The organism is Veillonella tobetsuensis (genome assembly GCF_001078375.1).
Classification (GTDB): Bacteria; Bacillota; Negativicutes; order Veillonellales; family Veillonellaceae; genus Veillonella; species Veillonella tobetsuensis.
This window is the reverse complement of the sequence record NZ_BBXI01000034.1, coordinates 1-256: the sequence shown is the minus strand read 5'-3', so window position 1 is coordinate 256 and position 256 is coordinate 1. Positions and strand designations below refer to the sequence as shown.

The 256-nt window shown below is 48.4% G+C and carries 1 rRNA gene; it reads right to left on the bottom strand.

Annotated elements, in window-relative coordinates:
• Positions 1–229: ribosomal RNA gene (locus VEI_RS09275) — 16S ribosomal RNA — on the bottom strand; the annotation flags it as partial.
• Positions 230–256 lie beyond the last annotated feature (27 nt).

The window sequence follows — 256 nt, the reverse complement described above, 5'->3', positions numbered from 1 at the left end:
TAAATAGAGGCCACCTTTCATCCATCCTCGATGCCGAGATTGGATCGTATGCGGTATTAGCAGTCGTTTCCAACTGTTGTCCCCCTCTGAAGGGCAGGTTGATTACGCGTTACTCACCCGTTCGCCACTAAGATTCTTAGAAGCAAGCTTCCAAGCCTCTTCGTTCGACTTGCATGTGTTAAGCACGCCGCCAGCGTTCGTCCTGAGCCAGGATCAAACTCTCCAAGATATCTTGAAGCTATTTGAATAGCTCATT